The organism is Enterococcus sp. AZ126 (assembly GCF_051714545.1).
GTDB lineage: Bacteria > Bacillota > Bacilli > Lactobacillales > Enterococcaceae > Enterococcus_L.
In genome coordinates, this window is record NZ_JBIOSB010000001.1 from 1521096 (window position 1) to 1541766 (window position 20671).

Consider the following 20671-nt stretch of genomic DNA (forward strand, 5'->3'; position numbering starts at 1 on the left):
GAGGTATGATTATGTGATAAAATAGAATATGAATTATACTTGTTGAGATACAGTCAACAAAATAATAGTACCGCAATAAGGAGAGAGCTATCATGGGAGAATTGACCCATCGTAAAAATACACGTCAAGTAGCAGTTGGGGATTTAACAATCGGCGGAAGTGATGAATTATTTATTCAAAGTATGTGTACAACAAAAACGCATGATGTTGAAAGTACTGTTGCGCAGATCAAACGCTTGGAAGATGCTGGTTGCCAAATTATTCGTGTAGCTGTTCCAGACGAAGCGGCTGCTGAAGCAATAGGTGCTATCAAAAGTCAAATTTCAATTCCTTTGGTTGCGGATATTCATTTTGACTATCGTTTGGCTTTAAAAGCGATTGAACAAGGTGTCGATAAAATAAGAATCAATCCTGGTAATATAGGACGCAAAGACCGTGTCGAAAAAGTTGTTACCGCGTGTAAAGCGAAAGGGATTCCGATTAGAATCGGTGTTAATGCAGGTTCTTTAGAAAAAAAATTCTTGCAACAATATGGTTATCCTACAGCAGAGGCTATGGTTGCCAGTGCTATGGAACATATTAATATACTCGAAGATTTAGAATTTTACGATATTATTGTTTCATTAAAAGCCAGCGATGTTACTTTGGCCATTGAAGCCTATAATTTAGCTGCTCAAACGTTTGATTACCCATTACATCTTGGGATTACTGAAGCTGGGACAAAATTTTCCGGCGGTATGAAATCTGCTGCAGGACTTGGTGCATTATTGTCTCTGGGTATCGGAAATACTTGTCGTGTCTCCTTATCTGCCGATCCTGTAGAAGAAATCAAAGTCGCTAAAGAAGTCTTGAAAGCTTTTGGTTTATCAAGTAATGCTGCCACATTGATTTCTTGTCCTACTTGTGGACGGATCGAAATTGATTTGATCCCGATCGCAAATGAAATTGAAGAGTATATCGAGAAGATCAAAGCCCCAATCAAAGTTGCTGTTTTAGGGTGTGCAGTTAATGGACCTGGTGAAGCACGGGAAGCTGATATTGGCATTGCAGGTGGAAATGGCAAAGGAATGCTTTTCAAAAAAGGGAAGATTATTCGTACAGTTCCAGAAGAAATCATGGTTGACGAGTTAAAAAAAGAAGTCGATAGCCTTGCTGCGGCCTATTTACGTGGTGAAAAATTATAATTTATAGGACACTCAAAAAAGATTGAAATGCGCAATAGTTCAATCTTTTTTCGTTTGAGATACTTTTTTGTTACAATGAACTAGCAAGGAGGAATCAGCATGGGACAACCACTAATTTATCTTTACGAACAAATGAAAGAAGAACAAGTTGAAACGATCAGGCAAAGTGCTCCTGATTATATGGTTATTGATGCTACAAGAGAATCATCACAAGTAATTGAGGATGATATCGTGATTATGTTAGGTTGGGACAAAGAATTAGGACAGCGCTTATTGAACTCTGAAACAAGCCGCTTAAAATGGGTTCAATCTATTTCTGCTGGTGTCGACACATACGATTTAGACTGCTTTGCTGAAAAAGGAATCTTACTTTCTAACGCTAGCGGCATCCACAGTATTTCAATTTCTGAACACGTTTTGGGTGTTTTACTGGCTGAATTTAGAGGCATTCGCACCAGTATCACTCATCAAGAAAACAAAGAATGGACCCGAGAGGATATTTCCTATAAGCAACTGTCTACACAAAAAATGTTGGTCGTCGGAACTGGACAGATTGGACAACAACTTGCTGCCTTTTCGAAAGGTTTAGGTATCCAAACATATGGAGTAAACACTTCTGGTCATGTAACGAATGGCTTTATCGAATGCTATTCTCACAAAAATATGAGTCGCATCATAAAGGAAATGGATATTGTCGTGAATATACTTCCTCTAACTGAAGATACTTATCAACTGTATGATGAGCGAATGTTTTTTTCCATGAAGCCTGGAACTGTCTTTGTGAATGTCGGTCGCGGTCCTTCCGTTCAAACAGAAGATTTAATTCATGCGTTAAACGAAGGTCAACTAAGTTTTGCTGCTTTAGATGTGTTTGAAGAGGAGCCTTTACCTAAAGACAGTCCTTTATGGGAAATAGAGAATGTTTTAATCACTCCTCATATTTCTGGTTTGACACCTGGGTTCAAAGCAAAACTATTGGCGATTTTCGTGCAAAACCTTAGACAATTTATACAAGACAATACGTTATCAAAAAATGAAATAGCCTTGCACCAAGGGTATTAAACTAAAAAAATACTGACTCAAATCATTTAAAAAAGATTCGAGTCAGTATTTTTAATGTTGTTGATCTTTTTCTGTTTCCTTCACGAGGTAAATCGGACGTTTTTTCGTCTCCAAGAAAATCTTTCCGATATATTTGCCAATGATCCCTAGACAAAGCAATTGCATTCCACCGACAAATAAAATAATACAAACCATTGAGGGCCATCCGCTAGTAGGATCTCCTTTAAAGATTGTTCTAAAGAAAATAACAAACATTGCTATGACAGATCCAACACATGAAAAAGCGCCAACATAAGAAGCTAAATTCAATGGTACTTCAGAAAAATTAACAATTCCATCAATCGAATAACTTAATAAATTCCAAAATGACCATGAAGTAGAGCCTGCTACACGTTCACGATTTTCATAAGAAAGATACTCCGTGTTAAAGCCAACCCAACTAAAAATTCCTTTCGAAAAACGATTATATTCCGTTAATTCTAAAATAGCGTCCACCATTTGACGTGTCATCATACGAAAATCTCTGGCACCATCAACCATCTCAGTTTCTCCGATTTTGTTGACTAATCGATAAAACATTCGAGCAAAGAAACTGCGAATAGGTGGCTCACCTTCACGATCCCCTCGTCTTGTCCCCACACAATCCAATTCTTTATTTGTCTCTAAGATTTGAATCATTTTAGGTAGTAATTCAGGGGGGTCTTGTAAATCAACATCCATTACCGTAACTAAGTTACCTCTAGCTTCTTTAAGTCCTGCATAAAGTCCAGCTTCTTTTCCAAAGTTTCTAGAAAAAGAAAGATAACGAACTTTATCCGGATGCTCTTTATATAATTTTCTAAGAACATTTAGTGTTTGATCCTTTGAGCCGTCATTAATAAATATGTATTCTATATTATGTTGAATTTGTGAACTTACTTTCTCCACCTCTTCAAAAAACAATGGAATTGATTCCTCTTCGTTGTAACAAGGAACAATAATTGATAGCATAAAATTTCCTCCAAAAAAGTATTCTTTTCTGATTATAGCATAGATATACATAAGAACTGTAATAAAATTATGAATAGTCTTGTTTAGCATAGTCAGATGTTTATATAGGTAAATGTACGGGCCAAAAGAAAGCACCCTCAATATAAATAACAAACATTTTTTATTAATTAAAAAATAAAACCATAGAAATACTATTAAATAAAGCATTTAAAAATATATTTCAAGCGTTTAAAAGTTTTTAAATAATTCTTATGTTTTTTATTTATGTTTAATTTCTAATTGAAATATAATAGGTAAATAGGTATTATAGATGAGGCAAATGATTTATATCTATATTATACTATTTTTCATAACATTTATAACTTTAATATTAGAAAAATCATAATTAAATACCTAAAGGAGACTAAATATGCTTGAAGACATTCTATTAGATGATGTTGCTCAACGTAAAATCAGCGTTTTTAATCAATTACTGCTCACAGCTAATGGTACATATAGCGTTCATTATTTTGAACAATTCACAGATTTTTCTTATGCTCGCTTAAATTCGTTATTTTCTGAAATACACGAGGATCTTATGGAAAAACAGGGTCTTGCGTTATTAACAGATCAAGGAAAAGTACATATTGATTCATCCACGTTACGTGACATTCCATATTCTCAATACTTGTTTCGTAAAAGTTTGCCTTACAAATTTTTACTTGCAACGATATTAGAAAAAAATTATACAATAGAACATTTTTGTAGAGATCACTTTATTAGCCGGGCATCAATCATCCGAAGACTTCAACCGCTGATCAATTATTTAAAAGATTTCGATATTCAGTTAAATTGTTCAAAACTCCAACTTACTGGAAAAGAAAACCTAATTCGCATCGTTTATTTAAACTTTTTTTGGATCGCATCATATGGAGAAGATCTTTTTTTAGCTTTAGATGAAACGAAAAGAGGCTTTGATTTATTTGATGCAGAAGATCACCAATGGATGACTTATACGGAGCCTAGAGAATGGTATTTACTTACAACAATCTCTCACTTACGTATTCAAAAAAAACATTTTATCATCGAACCACCTTTTAAACAATTAGCTTTTCCAAAAACAAGTATGTCTTTTATTAAAAAATTAGAAAAAGCAAATGTTCCTCAACATTTCATAGAAAGAGAATCTATTTTTCTGTCATTTATGATGTTTTACTGGAGTATTTATTTTTATGCAGATGATCCTAGAATTGTTTATGTAAAAGCGTATATGGAAAGTGACCAGCAACCGTTAGGAAATTTAATTGAACGTCTTGAAGCATTCTACCTGCCTTTATTTTCAGAAAAACAACTATCTGACGATGAAAAAACAGTTCTGAATACGAACCTCTTTACGACTTGCCTCAATCACTTTGTCATAAAAGATTCATTGCCGATTGCTATTAATTTTATGGAATCTTGCATGAAAGATCAAAACCCTTTATATGAACCTCTTTCGAAGAAAGTTCGGGCATTCTTAAATGAAATTATTTTAAATACAGAATTTGCGTGGATAAAAAACTGTTTAGAAGATTTAGTTTATATTTATTCGTTTTTATTACTTCCTTTTTATGAACGAAGTAATCCAAAATATCAATTGAATGTAGGCATAATTTTATCGCCAAATGCTATTTTTCTACAATCTCTATTTGATTTTTTAGAACAAATTTCATTCATCAGCGTCTCATTTGTTTCTTCAACCTCTGAGGACAACTATGATTTTTACATAGCGGCATCAAAACTTTTATTACCAGATAAAATCAGACAGACTGCTAATTTCCAAATAATTCCATTATCTCCATCATTGGATTATCAAGTGGGACTTATAGATACTTTACATAAAAGATATAAACTAAAATCTGCTTTTTTAACTGTTTGATTCATTTGTTTTTTTCAGTGTCGTTGTCTCTTCATGCTTGAGGAGAGGATACAAAATCAGCAATCGTTTTGTGCCTCTCCTTATAATATCCTATGCACTTGAAACAGTATTCCAACTATTGTTTCAAGTCTTCTTTGTTTTCAGCGAAGTTATATTTTGGTTCGTCTTTTTCATCATCATAATCCACTAATAAGTCATAACCTTTAAAAAACCAATCATCTGTTTCTTCAATAAAATAAGTAACCCCATCAATCGTTTCTTTGACTAAAGGCTGATCCGGTGCTTCTACAGACATCGCGATAGAAAAACCTTCATGAACATCTGTCTTACCATAAATTTTCCCATAAAAGCGAATACCACTATCCGAAGTAACACCCACTTCATCTTTAAACCATTGTTGCGCATGTGGCGTAATCGTTAATTTCATATTGAATTCCTCCTGATTTAAAAGCTGAAAAAGTTCATTTAGCCTCGATAGGAAAAAAATAAAAATATCGGACTTGTAATTTAGAACGTGTATTTTTTATTTATCCAAAGGCTGACTCTTGAAGCTAAATAATATAAAATCATAACTGGTTGGCCCAGTTATGATTGAAAAATAGTGGTACGTTCTCTGGACACAGTCCAGTTTTATCTTTTTATGAGGTATTATCCCTCATAACACAACGAACTTCACCAAGTTAAGAACACCCTATATTATAATTTCCATTTTAGCATAGAGTCTGATTTTCAGAGAATAAACTGCCTGAGTTTACCCATTCATCTTTTCATCCAACAAATCGACATCATCTGTTTCTCCAACAACGAGTAAATTATCATTCTCTCTTACTATTTCTTCAGCAGCAGGTGATGCAATCACTTGTGACTTTGAGCGCCGTATGGCAACAACCGTCAACCCAAAACGCTGACGAAAGTTCAGATCACCTAACGTTTTGCCATAAAATTTTGGATTAGAGACACGAACTTCAGCTAATGATACTTCATTTGATAATTCTATATAGTCTAAAATATTTCTAGAAACTAATTTATGTGCTACCCTGATCCCCATATCACGTTCTGGATGAACAACTAGGTCAGCACCAATCTTGTCTAATACTCTGGCATGGTATTCATTTACAGCTTTTGCTAAAACGTTTGGCACCCCCATTTCTTTGACCATTAGAGTGACCAAAATACTTGCTTGAATATCTTCACCAATCGCAACGACAACATGGTCAAAATTACGGATCCCCAAAGAGCGTAGTGTTGTTTCATCTTGAGCGTTCGCTACAACCGCATGAGTTGCAATGTTCATATATTCATTCACTCGATCCTCATTGCTATCGATTGCTAAGACCTCTTGACCAGATTGGATCAACGTCTGACAGATACTGCCTCCAAATCTTCCAAGACCAATAATTGCAAAATTTTGCTTCATGTTTATTTCTCCTACCGTTAAATTTAAATTAAGTATAACAAACAGACCAACAATTGAACAGAAACAGAAGCCGTATTTTATTTCTTAAAAATATGAAAAAAGCGCGCAATGACTATCATCATCTCCAAATGAACATTGAAAAAAAGCAGATTCTTCGTGTGATTTCAAAAAAACGCACAGTGCATAAAATGCATTGCACGTTTTTTAAGAAGTAACTAAAGTATAATTGATTACACTCACGCTCTCCATTGACTTTCGATTACTAAATGAGCATACTTTTATTTTGCTAAACCGTGCTGAAACGCGTAGATCGCTGCTTGTGTTCGATCTTCAACATCTAATTTAGCTAAAATATTCGAGACATGTGTTTTGACCGTTTTCAGCGTAATAAATAGCTCATCAGCTATTTCTTGATTACTACGTCCTTTAGCTATCAACATCAAAATTTCATGTTCGCGATTGGTCAAATCTTCATGTAAAACAGGTTCTTGTTTTTTTGTCAAACGCTCGATCATCTTAGTCGTTACTTCTGGTTCTAAAACACGCTCTCCCCTAGAGATAGCACGGATAGCATCTGCAATCTCATGAGCCGTCGAAGTCTTCAACAGATACCCAGCAGCTCCAGCTTCAATCGCGGGATAAACCTTTTCATCATCGATAAAACTAGTGACAATAATGATTCGTGCTTGTGGCCAATCTTTTAAAATTGCCTTTGTCGATTCAATTCCATCCATCACATCCATGACTAGATCCATTAAAATTACATCAGGTCGTAATTCTAACGCTTTTTCATAACCGATCTGTCCATTTTCAGCTTCGCCAACGACTTCAATATCTTCTTGAATCGATAAATAAGAAGATACACCTAATCGTACCATCTCATGGTCATCCACTAACATTACTTTGATCACTTGTTTCTTCCTCCTTTATTACAGGCACCTTGATTTCAACGCTTGTCCCTTGTCCTTTAAAACTAATAATCTTCACGATACCGCCCATTCCAGCAACACGTTCTCGTATATTTTTCAGTCCATAACTGCCAGCTTTATTATCATTTTCAGCCATATCAAAACCGACACCATCATCAACTAAACGCAACAAAACATTTTTGTCTACTTGATGAAGATATACTTCAAGTTCTTTTGCCTTGGCATGTCGAAGTGTATTGGATAAAAGTTCTTGAACGATTCTAAATAAATGATCTTCAATACTATTGTTCAGATGAACATCCTCAACGTCCCAAGTCAATTCTATCTTGATTTTAGTTTGTAACTCTTTTAATAATTGCTCGATCCCTTTACGTAAACTCTTTCCTTCTAAACTTACAGGACGCAAATGAAGCAATAAGGCGCGCATCTCAGATTGAGAGGCATTGATAATATCTGTGACTGTAACTAATTGTTTTCGGAATATTTCTGGTGTTTCACTGCGTTGTGCTTGCTCATTTAAAGCAGATAGCATCATCATTGCAGCAAACAATTGTTGACTCACAGAATCATGAAGTTCTCTCGCCAATCGATGGCGCTCTTCTTCCAAAATTTCTTCTTTTGTCTCTCCATCCATTAATAACGGACGACTATTTAATAATTGCAATTCCTTTGACATTTCTAATAATTTCGTTCTGATTTTTAAGATATCTTGATCGACTTCGCCAATATATTGATCATTGCTCGCATGTAAGACACTTTTACTAAGGACAGGATTTTCATAGCTTCCTCTTGCCAACAAACGAAGTTTTTCTTCAATTTTACCATATTGTGATTTTTGTACAATAGATACGAGTAAAAAGGTCGATAGACCCACCAATAGCGAAATCAAAAGCATATGGAAAATCAAAGGAATGTAAAATACTTTCCTTTGAAGTAACTCCAACATCCAATTTTTTTGCTTAATAGAATGAAAGTATGAAAATAATGTAAGTAAAACAACAATAAACGTGCTGCACGCAGCATACAAAGAAACCATCTGTCGAGAAATCTTACCCATCATACACGAATCACCTCAAGATCCCCGACTAATGTATTTGTGATGATTTTTAAGCGGCGATTATTTGTATCAAAATCATTGCTATAAACTTTTAATGATTCATTTTTCAGATGGTATTTCTCTTCTTCAAAGTTTACATTTCCATAGAAAGTTGAATGTTCAAGTGTTACGGCAACACCTAAGGGAACTAAAATTCTTGTGCGTCCAAAACCTTTTCGAATAATAATAATGCTGTCATCTTTAGGTAGTAACGTATTTCCTAAATCGACGATCGTATCCCCGGATAAAACATCTATATTGATGTCATCCCACTCATAAACATTATTGCCGATACGTTCATTGGCAAACCAGGGACGCTTGAAACGTCGACCACTTTTCGGTTCAATGTTCGTCGTTTCCACCATAATCATTTGTTTCTTTCTCCAAGGTGCCCGCTGCGTGATATCAACACCCGCGATTTCTACACCTTTTAAACCGATAAATAAAACGCCGAATACTAACATCAACCAAAATGCAGGGCTATTCATTACTCCGATCAAAATCAAAATAACGCCTAAAACTAATTGAAAATTATTAAAATTACTGCGTGAAACCTTTTTTAATGCATAAACAGCACTCAAGATACCTAGTACTAAGACTACTGCTAGTCCTGGGTTATGTATAATTTGCCATAAGGCTAATATAAAAAGTAATGCTTCTACTACGATAAAAAAACGCCATGGGTTATTCATTATAATCCCCCTTTCAATAAGATTAGTATACCTTGATTCCCCTATTAATGTTAGTTGCTAAAGGCTCATTTTTCTATAGGACTTTAGCCCTAATTTTCCTGAAACGAATAGGGATCTGTTCATTAATTAATCAGGTTTAAAGGGCAAGTCAAAACTAATACTAGCTTTGGCCCGCCCTTTGTTCTTATTAATTGTTTTGTTAACCAACTTTTGTGATTCTTACTTGCATATCGCCACCAGGAGTTGCAATAGCAACTTGATCATTCAATTTTTTACCAATCAATGCTTGTGCAATTGGTGAATCATTTGAAATTTTACCAGAAAATGGATCCGCTTCTGCGCTACCTACAATAGTATATTCTTCTTCATCACCATCAGGTAATTCAATAAATGACACTGTTTTTCCAATTGAAACTTCATCAGTATCAACACCATTATTATCAATAATTTCCGCAAAACGAATCATATTTTCTAAAGTAGTGATCTTTCCTTCTACAAATGCTTGTTCATCTTTAGCAGACTCGTACTCAGAGTTCTCTGATAAGTCACCGAAGCTTCTTGCGATTTTTATACGTTCAACGATTTCTTTTCGTTTAACTGTTTTTAGTTCTTCAAGTTCTTGTTCTAATTTTTCTTTGCCTTCAAGGGTCATAGGGAATACTTTTTCTACCATGTTAATTTCTCCTTCTTAACTTACTACAATATTTTTATTTTATTTTTGTTGAAAAATTCCGCTTTCAATCCAGAAAAGAGTACCACGCTTTAAGCAAATTGTAAATAATATTCACTTAATTTTTATAAATCTTCTAGAAATTCTAATAGACATCTCCTTCAGCCTTTCTCTTATGCCTGAACTCGAAAATTCTGAGTAAAGCGAAACGAGCCGCCTAAGGAATAGGTTGGCTCGTAATATATTACGCAAAGAAAAAAGTTATTCACTTTTTTCAGTCTCTGTTTTATTTACATATTGTTCTATAAATTCTTGATGTTGCTCATATGTCTCAGCAAAATAAACGTTTCCTGTTGAAATATCCGCAACAAAATAAAGATAATCGTTTGGTATTGGATTTAAAACGGCATTGATTGCTTGCTCACTAGGACTATCTAAAGGACCTGGTCCATAACCAGTATTTTTATAAAGATTATATGGCGAATCTACTTCTAAATCTTTGTACGTAACTAACTCTTTATGTTCACCTAACGCATATAAAATTGAAATATCTGATTGTAATGGCATATTCGCGGCAATCCGATTAAAGAAAACTTGAGCAATTTTCTTACGGTCTTCTTCTTTTACGCCTTCTTTTTCTACCAATGAAGCAAGTGTCAACACTTGTTGGATCGTCATACCTTTAGCATGGACCATTGGGATAAACGGTTCGATCACGCTATTAGATTTCGCTATCATTTGCTCGACAAAATCTTCTAATTTTGCATCTTTGTAGTAGTCATATGTCGCTGGGAATAGATAACCTTCAAAGTGATAACGAACATCTTTTGCTTCAGCGGCACTTTCTAATAATTCTGGATATTTTTCTTTCATCGTATCAAAGTAGGATTGATTTTTCATCAATTCAATAAATTGATCTTTTTTGAAATCAGTATTTTCTTCGATTGCATCTCCGATTTTATCAATATCAAATCCTTCTGGGATCGTTACTTTTCCATCGGCAAGTTGTGTTGGCTCCGCTGTTCCACCTTCTCTTAAAAGCGCACCGATCTCATCTAGTGACATATCTGGCGCCATTTGATAATAGCCTGCCTGAAAATCAGTCAAATTCTTGAACTTTGCGTAATAATTAAAGACCATCCCGCTTTTGATAATTTTATTTTCTTCTAAAATATTTGCAATTCTCTTATTTGATGAATCTTCTGGAATGTGCACTTGAACCAACTTGTTATCTTTTTTGTCAAGCGGCTGTAGTCCTGCATTAACGTACTTATAAAAAGTAAAGCCAAAAATGGCAATCACTAATAACAAAACAGATGCTACGATCAACACGATTCTACTAACAATACGCTCTTCTTTCTTTCTTGTACGCTTGTTAGAATTATCTTCAGAAATCTGAGTACTCTTAGATTCCAATTGTTCATCCGATAGCTCTGGTTGTTTTGCTTGATGCCCTCTACTGCGAGAGCCGACTGATTCCATTTCATCTTGTTTTATCGCGTCTTCTTGGTTATTTAGTTGAGATTGATGTGTTCTATTATATTCTGCTTCATTCTGCTGTGATACGTTCTGAGCATTGTGTTCAGAAGAAGCTGAATCATCATTTCCTATTTCTTCTCCTCGCAAAGAACGCAAGACCTGATCTTTGAATGAAGAATTGGAATGATCTTGATTATTTTGGTTATCTTCTGCCAAAACAAATCCTCCTTACTTTCTATGTATCTTCCTTAACTTTTACCATTATACATGAAAGCTTTTTAAATTTAAACTTTTTTAGAGAATCGTCACTAACTTGTAAGATTTGTTTTCTTGCTAAAATGAAAAAATAAGGGTGCGGACAAAAGTAAACTCCACTTTTGTTTCACACCTTAGATATAAATAAATGTTAGAAACAAAAGCAGTCACCTTCTGAAACAAGCTGAAATTCACAAAAATCCGAAGAACAATTTTCATGAATTCCTACTTATTTTTCGGGGGTAAATACTTCTATCTCAGCTTTTTTCAAATTGAATAGATAGTCATGTTTTCTTAAATGCCTTTTCTTCAATCTTTTTCCTAATTATTCTGCGCTCAGAGCCGCCATTGTAATATAGTTATAAGGTTGGTTAAAATGCGGTAGGAAGAAAATGTCTAATAATTTTAGTTTGTCGATCGTCACTTTTTCTTCGATTGCTAATGAGAACATGTGAATTCCCATAGAGATATCTTCATAAGATGCCATTTGCGCTCCAATAATGCGGCGGGAATCTTCTTCATAAACGATTCTAATTTTTACTTTGTTATTTTCCTTCATAAATCCCGGTTTTTGTAAGTCTTCAAATTCAGTATATTTTACCTTCAAACCTAATTTTTCTGATTCTTGAACAGTCAAACCTGTAGAAACCATGTGATAACCAAATATTGAAATTCCGTTTGAGCCTTGGACACCGATTGATTCTAACGCTGTTCCGCCAACGTTATGAGCCGCTACAATTCCTGAGCGAACAGCATTTGTTGCTAAAGCAATATAAGTTGTTTGTTGCACTGCATTTGAGAAAATCGTTGAACAATCCCCGACTGCATAGACATTGGGGTCACTCGTTTGTTGATGGAGATCTACAAGGTAGGCACCATTTGCAAATAATTCTAAATGGTCTTTACCCAAATCATTATTTGGTTTAAAACCAATTGCATTGATGACAAGGTCAACCGCATATTCTCCTTTTTCTGTTATGATTGCTTCAACTTTTTCGGTTCCTTTATATTCTTTAGCCAACTCATTGTAATGGAGCTCAATACCGTTATCGGTCAAAACTTTATCCATATCATCTGTAAACCATTTGTCATAATAATTCGGTAAACATCTTGCTTCTGCATCGAATAACAGAACATTTTTACCGCGGCGTTTAGCTGCCTCAGCGATTTCAACACCAATATAACCAGCTCCGATCACGGCAACTGTTCTTACTTCTTCATCAGCCATTGCAGCATCTACTGTTTGACCATCTTGGAAAAGTTTTAAGAATTCAACATTTTTCAAGTCTCTACCTGGAATAGTTGGATTAATCGGTGCTGATCCTGTAGCTAGAATCAATTTGTCATAGTTTTCTGTGAATGGTTCACCATTTTGTTTTTTACAATAAACAATTTTCTGATCAAAATCAATTCGTTCGACAGTTGTTTCCATAAAAATTTTAGCCCCTTTTGCTTCAAAGGCTTCTTTGTTCGTATAAAATAGATTTTCGTATGATTCGATCTGGCGACCCACCCATAGCGCTGTTCCACATCCTAAATAGCTAAGGTTTGTATTTCGGTCGATCATCACGACTTCTTGATCTGGATAAGTATCTAATAATGTGTTTGCTGCTGCAATCCCTGCATGGTTGGCACCTACAATAACAGTTTTTGTTTTGTTCATAATAATCTCCTTCTTGTGATGTATTGAACTTAATTATACCCGAAGAAAAGGCTTTCTTTTATCAATTTGTTGCTATTTCATTGAAATATTTGAGAATTTCACATTTTCATATTGAAGTACTCTGATGATCCTGACTTTCATAAAAAGTAATTCTAGATATAAATGTCAATTTAAAACACGATCATTTATAATTTTATCATTTGACTCACACTAATCAAACGATCGAAATAGTAAAAAAACGAGCCTCCCAAATCGAAGCTCGTTCTTTATTTGCTTTTAGTAATTATTTCTTTTAGCTCTTCAGTAGTCACAGCAATATAATCTGCACCAGCAGTTTCCAGTTCAACTCGATCACCAAATCCATATAAGACGCCTATACTAGCCAACTTATTTTCCTTTGCTCCTACTATATCATGGCTACGGTCACCAATCATTATTGTTTTTTCTAATTTAGTGAGTTGGGCTTCTTTCAATGCGTAATGAATAACATCTCCTTTTTTTGACCGTATACCATCCAAACTAGCACCATATATCCCAGTAAAATATTGGTCCAGATCAAAATGAGCTAGGATTTGTTTAGCATAAATTTCTGGTTTAGACGTTGCAACATAAAGAGTACAACCCTTTTGTTTTAAGTCAGTTAGTACTGTTGGAATTCCTTCATAGATATGATTTTCATACATTCCTTTAGCTTGGTAATAGTCACGATAATACCCGACTGCCTGATCAGCCGACGTATCATCTAATTGACATATATTTATAAATGAATCTTTTAAGGGAGGACCGATAAAGGACTCTAGCTCATGTTTATCTGGCTTTTTTACGTGCATTTTATTTAACGCGTAGAGTACAGAATGGATGATTCCATCCCCCGAATCTGTAATTGTTCCATCTAAATCGAATACTATTGTTTTATACTGCATTTAAAGAGATAACCCTGCCTTTCTGTATGATCGAGTAGAATTTTAGTTTATCTTTCGTGAACATCTCCTGTATTGATCACAGGCTGAGTCCCTTTGTCCGTAATGATCGATACTAAAAGATTATTGATCAATTGAACTTTACGATCATCCGTAAAATTGATTTCCTGACCGTCCTCGATTTGTTCCAATGCCATTTGTGTCATAGATACTGCACCTTCGACAATAATTTGTCTTGCTGATAGAATCGCTTTGGCTTGTTGGCGTTGCAGCATCGCACTTGCAATTTCTGTTGCATAAGCTAAGTGATTCAAACGAGTTTCAATGACCTCCACTCCAGCAACAGCTAAGCGCTCTTGCAATTCTTTTGCCATTTCTTCTGATACCTCAGTTGTATTCCCACGTAGCGTTACATCGTCGTCATTAAATGTATCATAAGGATATTGCGTCGCAATATGGCGAATAGCTGTTTCGCTTTGGATCTCTATAAAATCTTGATAGCGGTCCACATCAAACAAGGCTTTGGCCGTATCGACAACTTTAAAAACAACAACTGCAGAAATTTCCACTGGGTTTCCATCTGAATCATTGACTTTTAATAGCGAACTATTGAAATTACGCACTTTTAATGAAACGTTGATTTTTTGTGTTAAAGGTGTTGTCACAAATAAGCCGTTATCTTTGATTGTACCTAAATATTGTCCAAAAAATAAAATGGCTTTGGCTTGATTTGGACTAACAATCGTTAGTGAACTCAAAAATAAAGCTGATATTCCCCATAAAACCAAGCCAATAGCAATCATAACAAAGCGCTCGTCAGTTAAACCACCATACATAAAATAACCGCCAATAATAATTAAAATAACTAGCACTACTAATGCGATATAGCCATTGATATGAAATGTTTTTTTCTCTTCCATAGCGTTCTCCTACTTTCTTTTTCCATTTACTATTCTTATAGTACTCCTCTTTATTCTTTGCATCAATAGTTAGGAGAAGACAAAAAAGTTGCTTAATTATTAGTTTAGATGTAAACTTACTTTTAGTAAGGAACGGATAATAATTATTAATTTGGAGGGTTTACATTATGGATACACAAATTAGAGGAATTCATCACGTTACAGCTATCACATCAAGTGCAGAGAAAATTTATCGCTTTTTTACTAATACACTAGGCTTGCGCCTAATCAAAAAAACGGTGAATCAAGATGACATCGAAACCTATCATCTATACTTCACTGATGATCTTGGTTCAGCCGGGACTGATATGACTTTTTTCGATTTCCCGGGTATTCCACAAGGTAGTAAAGGAACAAATACTATTTCCCGCACATCATTTCGCGTTAAAAACGATGCTTCTTTGACTTATTGGATTGATCGTTTTAATGAAAATCAAATCGATCATGGAGAAATTCAAGAACGTTTTGGTAAAAAATATATCGAATTTGAAGATTTCGATAAGCAACAATATCAATTGATTTCTGATGAAAAAAATCAAGGTGTAGCTAGTGGAACGCCTTGGAAAAAGACAGATGTTCCAGCTGAACATGCTTTAATAGGGTTAGGACCCGTTTTCGTGACTGTAGCAGATTTTGAACATATGCAACGAGTTTTAGTTGACGTACTGGGATTTAAGTTAGTAGATGCCGAGGGAAGTTTCCATCTATTTGAAGTAGGTGAAGGCGGAAATGGTGGCAGTATCATTGTTGAACATCGAGATGACCTTCCAGACGCACAAGAAGGCTTTGGAAATATTCATCACTTGGCTCTTCGTGTGGCAGATCAAGATGCTTTACGTTTTTGGATTAGTAAAATCAATCAACTTCAATTTCCTAACTCTGGTTTTGTTGAACGTTTTTATTTTGAATCTGAGTATTTCAGAGCGGCTCCTCATATTCTATTTGAATTAGCCACTGATGGTCCTGGCTTTTTAGAAGATGAGACCTATGAAGCAGCAGGAGAAAAATTATCCTTGCCCCCATTTTTAGAAGGTAAAAGAAAAGAAATCGAAGAATTTGTTCGTCCTTTTGATACGTCTGATGCAAATAAACCGCGTTAATAGCGAAGAAATGGAGAAGCCTTATGTTGCATTATCCAACTAAAGATTTATCATCAAAACAAGCCTATAAATTTCTATCGGGCAGCATCATCCCACGTCCAATCGCTTGGGTGACAACGCTAAGTAAAGAGTGCAAAACGGTGAATGCAGCACCGTTCAGTTTTTTTAACGCAGCAGCATCTGAAATCCCATTAGTAACCTTGTCGATTCTTAGGCGGGATGGTGAAATAAAAGATACTGCTAGAAATATTCTAGATACTCAGGAATTGGTGATCCACTTAGTCAATGACCAAGTTGTTCAATCAATGAATCAAACAGCGGCTTCTTTAGCCCATGACCAAAGTGAAATCATCCTCAATAAAATAGATACAACGTCTAGTAAATCAGTGAAGGTCCCTGGGATCACAGCTGCACCTATTCGTATGGAAGCTAGATTGCATCAATATGTTCCCGTCAAAAATCATGATGATCAGATCATTACAGATCTATTTATCGTTGAAATAACTGATTTTTATTTTGATGACAATCTATTTGATCAAGAAAAAGAATATGTCTTATCAGAAGTATTTAAGCCCATTGCACGTTTAGCAGGGAATACGTACGCTCATATTGATGGACTGTTTGATTTAATTAGACCAGATTAGGAAAAAAGCTAGGACATAAAAAAAGGAAAGACAACCTCACTCGGTGTCTTTCCTTTTTATTATTAATCGTAGTCGCCATCTTCAGCAAATTGGCTGTTATATAGTTTTTCATAAAAACCGCCTTGCTTTAATAACTCATTATGTGTACCTTTTTCAATGATTTCACCTTGGTTCATGACAAGGATCAGATCAGCTTCACGAATAGTTGACAAGCGGTGAGCGATCACAAAGCTTGTGCGCCCTTGCATGACTCGTTCCATTGCTTTTTGAATCAAGGCTTCTAAACGAGTATCGACAGAACTTGTCGCTTCATCTAGAATTAAAATTCTCGGATCAGAAATCACTGCTCTGGCTATCGTTAATAATTGTTTTTGACCTAGAGAAACGTTGTCCCCTTCAGAATTGATTTCCATCTCATAACCATCAGGCATCGTGCGGATGAAATGATCAACATTGGCTGTCTTGGCCGCGTCAACTACTTCATAATCGGTTGCATCTAATTTACCAAAACGGATATTGTCTGCAATCGTTCCTTCATATAACCAAGCATCTTGCAGAACCATCCCAAATACCGAACGGACATCACTACGATCCATTTTCTTTGTTTCGATACCATCGATCTTGATTGCTCCTTCATTCACATCGTAAAAACGCATCAATAGATTGATTAATGTCGTTTTACCTGCTCCAGTAGGCCCAACGATTGCAACCGTCTGGCCAGCTTCCACTTCAAAGTTCAAGTTTTTGATCAATGGTTTTGCAGGATCGTAACTAAAGCTGACATTATCAAACTGAACCGATCCATGAACTTTTGCTGGTAAAGGAATATCATGTTCGTTTAACTCTTCTTCTGGTTCATCTAAAATTTCAAATACACGCGTTGTTGCAGCTGAAGCACTTTGTATCGCCGCAGATAATTGCGTAATATTTCCCATTGGTTGGCTGACCTGCCAAATATACTGGATGAACGCTTGGAGTTGTCCCACAACGATTACGCCTGTAATAACGTAATAACTACCTAAAACAGCCATGCCGATATAGGCACTATAAGCTGTCATCTGTACAAGCGGGAGCATCAATCCAGAGATAAAGGCAGCTTTGAACCCAAAATTATTTAAGTTATGATTGACTTTTTTAAAGCCTTCCAATGTTTCTTTTTCTCGTCCATATAGTTTCAACACACTAAAGCCGGTCATATTTTCTTGAACATAACCATTTAACGTCCCAAGTGCATTTTGCATCCCTTGAAAGTATTTTTGGGAGATACCAACAATTGTTTTAGATATCAATAATGATAATGGGATCATCACAACAGAAATCAGCGCCATCAGCCAGTTAATATAAAACATCATCGCAACTGCCATTACGATCCCAAGGATAGCCGAAACAATATTAATAAAACTTTGCTGCATTGCATTACTAACCGCATCTACATCGTTTGTTACACGAGACAAGATATTTCCTTGTTGATTTTTATCAAAATAAGAAACAGGTAAACGATTGATTTTCTCATCAATATCGCGACGTAAATCACGCATAGCATGTTGTACGACTGTGGCCATCAAAAAACCAGATAGAAATTGTGCCGCGCAATACCCTAGACCTACAATCAATATCCAAATCAAGCACTGAATGATATACGAATAATTCAGCCCGTCACCTGCTGCAACATTATTGCTGATCTCCGTAATAGGCAAACCTGAAACATAAGGCAATGCTGCATTAAATGCAACTGTCAAAATTGTGAAAATAATGACTAGAATAAATGTTCCTTTATACGGTTTGATGTATCTACCTAAACGTCTAATGGAAGAAAGTGCGTTTTTCATGCTAATTCCTCCTCTGACAATTGAGATGCAGCAATATCATAGTAGATAGGGCAATTCTCAAGTAATTCACGATGGGTACCGATGCCAACGACATCTCCTTCGTTTAAGACAACAATCTTGTCTGCATTCATGATTGTTCCTACTCGTTGAGCGACAATCAAAACAGTTGACTCTGTTGTTTCTTTTTTCAAACGAGCTCTTAAATTCGCGTCCGTTTGGTAATCCAATGCTGAGAAGCTATCATCAAATATATAAACTTCAGGACGTCGGATCACGGCTCTAGCAATTGCTAAACGTTGTTTTTGACCGCCTGAGAAATTGGTTCCGCCTTCTGAAAGAAGTTCATCGTATCCGTCAGGTTTTTGCGAAATAAATTCTGTCGCTTGTGCAATATCAGCTGCTAATTCCATCTCTTCGATGGTTGCATCCTCTTTACCATAACGCATATTTTCCGCGATCGTCCCAGTAAATAGCAACGCTTTTTGCGGAATATAACCAATCTTGTTGCGTAACGTACTTAATTTATAATCACGTACATCTATGCCATCAAGTAAAACTTCTCCTTCTGAAACATCGTAAAAACGCGGGATCAATTGGATCAACGTCGATTTCCCACTCCCAGTACTACCGATGAATGCAACAGTTTCACCCGGTGAAGCGGTAAAACTAACATTACGAATTACTGGACTTTCTGAATGTCCAGGGTACGCAAAGGTGACATTTTTAAATTCTAGATAGCCTTTTGTCTTAGTCTCTGTGATTCCCGCTTCATTTTCACGAATTACAGGCTCCATATCAAAAGCTTCTTGAATTCGACGAGCTGAAACGGCCGCACGAGGATACATCATGAAGACACTTGCAAATAACATAAATGAGAATAATGCATGGAAAATATATTCGATAAACGCGATCAAATCTCCGACTAATAAGCTGCCTTGTTCGATCTGTAAGGCACCATTCCAAATAATCAACACCATCACGATATTGAATAAAAAGAAAAAGCCTGGCTGCGCTGCTGCCATCAAACGAAAAAGGCTCTTAGAGCTTTTCGTATAGTCTTCATTTACTTTGCTAAAACGGCTTTCTTCAAATTTTTCATTCACAAAAGCACGAATCACTCGCAAACCAGAAAGATTTTCTCTTAAAATCCCGTTGATTCCATCTAAGTTTTTTTGTTGCTTATTAGATAAAGGTTCAGATATTTTAGCAATCAATATCACAGCTGCCAAAAGAAATGGCAATGCGCCTAAAACGAACCAACCTAATGACGGACTTGTCCGCATGACCATATATAAACTGACAAAAAACATCATCGGCGTCATGAAACCTATCCGTAAAATATTTCCCATAAACAACATAATTTGATAAGCATCATTCGTTGTTCTTGTAATCAGTGAAGAGACACCTATTGTTTCATATTCACGATGGGAAAAAGTCTGTACTTTTTCAAATAAATCATCACGAATATCACGTACAATATTTGTTGTCATTCGGGAACCAAAATATCCTAACATGATATTCATTACCACACCGACGACCGTGATCCCGATCATCAATAGACCTTGCTGTTTTACATAATCATAATCATTATTTTTGATCCCAACGTCAATCATTCGTGCTAAAATCGTTGGTAAACCTAGTTCTATCAATATAAATCCAAATACACAGATGAAATCTAAAAATAATAATTTCTTGTATCTCATCGTGTAACGCCACATTAATTTCAACCAATCATCTCCTATTCCAATTTTTGACTCAGTACTCCCACTATAGCATAAAACTAATAGCTAGGTAAATTATATTTAAAGGAAAATATCACACTTTTATCATGAATAATAAACGGGGCCTTTTTTACTATGGTATAATAGTGATTACTTTAATTTTC

18 protein-coding genes are annotated in these 20671 nt (G+C 35.5%); 5 read left to right on the plus strand and 13 right to left on the minus strand.

What is annotated here, in order from left to right; all coding sequences use genetic code 11:
• Positions 1-92: 92 nt before the first annotated feature.
• Complete coding sequence (gene ispG, locus IGI43_RS07390; RefSeq protein WP_438757170.1) at positions 93-1184, plus strand: flavodoxin-dependent (E)-4-hydroxy-3-methylbut-2-enyl-diphosphate synthase; 1092 nt, start codon at positions 93-95, stop codon at positions 1182-1184.
• A gap of 99 nt (positions 1185-1283) precedes the next feature.
• Entirely contained in the window at positions 1284-2246 is a 963-nt protein-coding gene (locus IGI43_RS07395) for a phosphoglycerate dehydrogenase (protein ID WP_438757171.1), read from the plus strand.
• Between the two features lie 51 nt (positions 2247-2297).
• Here the strand turns inward: IGI43_RS07395 and IGI43_RS07400 are convergent, their stop codons facing one another.
• Positions 2298-3236 (minus strand): glycosyltransferase family 2 protein, encoded by a 939-nt coding sequence (locus IGI43_RS07400; protein ID WP_438757172.1) that lies wholly within the window; start codon positions 3234-3236, stop codon positions 2298-2300.
• 409 nt (positions 3237-3645) lie between these two features.
• On the opposite strand from IGI43_RS07400, the gene IGI43_RS07405 reads away from it, so the two are divergent.
• Positions 3646-5133 (plus strand): helix-turn-helix domain-containing protein, encoded by a 1488-nt coding sequence (locus IGI43_RS07405; RefSeq protein ID WP_438757173.1) that lies wholly within the window; start codon positions 3646-3648, stop codon positions 5131-5133.
• Positions 5134-5248: 115 nt separating this feature from the next.
• Here IGI43_RS07405 and IGI43_RS07410 read toward each other — a convergent pair whose 3' ends face one another.
• The 10 genes from IGI43_RS07410 to IGI43_RS07455 all read right to left on the minus strand — a co-directional run bounded on the left by IGI43_RS07410 (position 5249) and on the right by IGI43_RS07455 (position 15174).
• Positions 5249-5560 (minus strand): HesB/YadR/YfhF family protein, encoded by a 312-nt coding sequence (locus IGI43_RS07410; protein WP_438757174.1) that lies wholly within the window; start codon positions 5558-5560, stop codon positions 5249-5251.
• Positions 5561-5884: 324 nt separating this feature from the next.
• The gene (locus IGI43_RS07415; RefSeq protein ID WP_438757175.1) at positions 5885-6550 is read right to left on the minus strand and encodes a potassium channel family protein; all 666 of its coding nucleotides are present in this window, start codon (positions 6548-6550) and stop codon (positions 5885-5887) included.
• 278 nt (positions 6551-6828) lie between these two features.
• Positions 6829-7461 (minus strand): response regulator, encoded by a 633-nt coding sequence (locus tag IGI43_RS07420; protein WP_438757176.1) that lies wholly within the window; start codon positions 7459-7461, stop codon positions 6829-6831.
• Entirely contained in the window at positions 7436-8539 is a 1104-nt protein-coding gene (locus IGI43_RS07425; RefSeq protein WP_438757177.1) for a sensor histidine kinase, read from the minus strand. The genes IGI43_RS07420 and IGI43_RS07425 overlap by 26 nt, the downstream gene beginning before the upstream one ends.
• Positions 8536-9267 carry a cell wall-active antibiotics response protein LiaF gene (gene liaF, locus IGI43_RS07430; protein WP_438757178.1) on the minus strand — a complete coding sequence of 244 codons (732 nt, stop codon included), beginning with the start codon at positions 9265-9267 and terminating at the stop codon, positions 8536-8538. Before liaF ends, IGI43_RS07425 begins: the two co-directional genes overlap by 4 nt.
• A gap of 199 nt (positions 9268-9466) precedes the next feature.
• Positions 9467-9940 (minus strand): transcription elongation factor GreA, encoded by a 474-nt coding sequence (greA, locus tag IGI43_RS07435; RefSeq protein ID WP_069645635.1) that lies wholly within the window; start codon positions 9938-9940, stop codon positions 9467-9469.
• Positions 9941-10198: 258 nt separating this feature from the next.
• The gene (gene mltG / locus IGI43_RS07440; RefSeq protein ID WP_438758828.1) at positions 10199-11419 is read right to left on the minus strand and encodes an endolytic transglycosylase MltG; all 1221 of its coding nucleotides are present in this window, start codon (positions 11417-11419) and stop codon (positions 10199-10201) included.
• 577 nt (positions 11420-11996) lie between these two features.
• Positions 11997-13334 carry a H2O-forming NADH oxidase gene (gene nox, locus IGI43_RS07445; protein ID WP_438757179.1) on the minus strand — a complete coding sequence of 446 codons (1338 nt, stop codon included), beginning with the start codon at positions 13332-13334 and terminating at the stop codon, positions 11997-11999.
• Between the two features lie 266 nt (positions 13335-13600).
• Positions 13601-14257 (minus strand): HAD family hydrolase, encoded by a 657-nt coding sequence (locus IGI43_RS07450; protein WP_438757180.1) that lies wholly within the window; start codon positions 14255-14257, stop codon positions 13601-13603.
• A 47-nt stretch (positions 14258-14304) separates the two neighbouring features.
• A complete protein-coding gene (locus tag IGI43_RS07455) occupies positions 14305-15174 on the minus strand; it encodes an SPFH domain-containing protein (protein WP_438757181.1) in 870 nt (289 codons plus the stop codon).
• A gap of 167 nt (positions 15175-15341) precedes the next feature.
• Here IGI43_RS07455 and IGI43_RS07460 point away from each other — a divergent pair, with 167 nt between their 5' ends.
• Entirely contained in the window at positions 15342-16313 is a 972-nt protein-coding gene (locus IGI43_RS07460; protein ID WP_438757182.1) for a ring-cleaving dioxygenase, read from the plus strand.
• A 23-nt stretch (positions 16314-16336) separates the two neighbouring features.
• Positions 16337-16957 carry a flavin reductase family protein gene (locus IGI43_RS07465; protein ID WP_438757183.1) on the plus strand — a complete coding sequence of 207 codons (621 nt, stop codon included), beginning with the start codon at positions 16337-16339 and terminating at the stop codon, positions 16955-16957.
• A 62-nt stretch (positions 16958-17019) separates the two neighbouring features.
• Here the strand turns inward: IGI43_RS07465 and efrB are convergent, their stop codons facing one another.
• Both efrB and IGI43_RS07475 read right to left on the minus strand, forming a co-directional pair.
• Positions 17020-18786: a multidrug efflux ABC transporter subunit EfrB gene (gene efrB / locus IGI43_RS07470; RefSeq protein ID WP_438757184.1), complete on the minus strand. Its 1767-nt coding sequence runs from the start codon at positions 18784-18786 to the stop codon at positions 17020-17022.
• Positions 18783-20513: an ABC transporter ATP-binding protein gene (locus IGI43_RS07475; RefSeq protein ID WP_438757185.1), complete on the minus strand. Its 1731-nt coding sequence runs from the start codon at positions 20511-20513 to the stop codon at positions 18783-18785. Before IGI43_RS07475 ends, efrB begins: the two co-directional genes overlap by 4 nt.
• Positions 20514-20671: the final 158 nt, after the last annotated feature.

What these genes read in the sequence shown, in the direction of transcription:
- ispG (WP_438757170.1), top strand. Translation starts at nt 93, where the DNA reads ATGGGAGAATTGACCCATCGTAAAAATACACGTCAAGTAGCAGTTGGG.
- IGI43_RS07395 (WP_438757171.1), top strand. Translation starts at nt 1,284, where the DNA reads ATGGGACAACCACTAATTTATCTTTACGAACAAATGAAAGAAGAACAA.
- IGI43_RS07400 (WP_438757172.1), bottom strand. Translation starts at nt 3,236, where the DNA reads ATGCTATCAATTATTGTTCCTTGTTACAACGAAGAGGAATCAATTCCA.
- IGI43_RS07405 (WP_438757173.1), top strand. Translation starts at nt 3,646, where the DNA reads ATGCTTGAAGACATTCTATTAGATGATGTTGCTCAACGTAAAATCAGC.
- IGI43_RS07410 (WP_438757174.1), bottom strand. Translation starts at nt 5,560, where the DNA reads ATGAAATTAACGATTACGCCACATGCGCAACAATGGTTTAAAGATGAA.
- IGI43_RS07415 (WP_438757175.1), bottom strand. Translation starts at nt 6,550, where the DNA reads ATGAAGCAAAATTTTGCAATTATTGGTCTTGGAAGATTTGGAGGCAGT.
- IGI43_RS07425 (WP_438757177.1), bottom strand. Translation starts at nt 8,539, where the DNA reads ATGATGGGTAAGATTTCTCGACAGATGGTTTCTTTGTATGCTGCGTGC.
- liaF (WP_438757178.1), bottom strand. Translation starts at nt 9,267, where the DNA reads ATGAATAACCCATGGCGTTTTTTTATCGTAGTAGAAGCATTACTTTTT.
- greA (WP_069645635.1), bottom strand. Translation starts at nt 9,940, where the DNA reads ATGGTAGAAAAAGTATTCCCTATGACCCTTGAAGGCAAAGAAAAATTA.
- mltG (WP_438758828.1), bottom strand. Translation starts at nt 11,419, where the DNA reads ATGGAATCAGTCGGCTCTCGCAGTAGAGGGCATCAAGCAAAACAACCA.
- nox (WP_438757179.1), bottom strand. Translation starts at nt 13,334, where the DNA reads ATGAACAAAACAAAAACTGTTATTGTAGGTGCCAACCATGCAGGGATT.
- IGI43_RS07450 (WP_438757180.1), bottom strand. Translation starts at nt 14,257, where the DNA reads ATGCAGTATAAAACAATAGTATTCGATTTAGATGGAACAATTACAGAT.
- IGI43_RS07455 (WP_438757181.1), bottom strand. Translation starts at nt 15,174, where the DNA reads ATGGAAGAGAAAAAAACATTTCATATCAATGGCTATATCGCATTAGTA.
- IGI43_RS07460 (WP_438757182.1), top strand. Translation starts at nt 15,342, where the DNA reads ATGGATACACAAATTAGAGGAATTCATCACGTTACAGCTATCACATCA.
- IGI43_RS07465 (WP_438757183.1), top strand. Translation starts at nt 16,337, where the DNA reads ATGTTGCATTATCCAACTAAAGATTTATCATCAAAACAAGCCTATAAA.
- efrB (WP_438757184.1), bottom strand. Translation starts at nt 18,786, where the DNA reads ATGAAAAACGCACTTTCTTCCATTAGACGTTTAGGTAGATACATCAAA.